Origin of the sequence: Cupriavidus sp. SIMBA_020 (genome assembly GCF_046535395.1) — a bacterium.
GTDB classification, from domain to species: Bacteria; Pseudomonadota; Gammaproteobacteria; order Burkholderiales; family Burkholderiaceae; genus Cupriavidus; species Cupriavidus campinensis.
Genome location: NZ_JAWRWU010000459.1, coordinates 1 through 276 on the forward strand (window position 1 = coordinate 1; position 276 = coordinate 276).

Here is a 276-nt window from a genome sequence, read left to right on the forward strand (position 1 = left end):
GGCATGCCGCTCGCGCCGGTCATGATCTACGGCGACGACGTCACGCACGTGCTCACCGAGGAAGGCATCGCCTATCTGTACAAGGCGCGCTCGCTCGAACATCGCAAGGAGATGATCGCGGCGGTCGCGGGCGTGACGCCCATCGGCCTCACGAGCAGCGCCGACAAACTCGCGACGCTGCGCCGCGACGGCTTCGTCGCGTTGCCGGAGGACCTCGGCATTCAGCGCGGCGAAGCCACCCGTTCGCTGCTGGCCGCGAAGAGCATGGCCGATCTG

The 276-nt window shown here is 68.1% G+C and carries 1 protein-coding gene; it reads left to right on the forward strand.

Going from position 1 to position 276, the window contains the following annotated elements; all coding sequences use genetic code 11:
- On the forward strand, positions 1 to 276 hold a 276-nt coding region (locus tag SB751_RS30040), incomplete at both ends, for a malonate decarboxylase subunit alpha (RefSeq protein ID WP_410749026.1).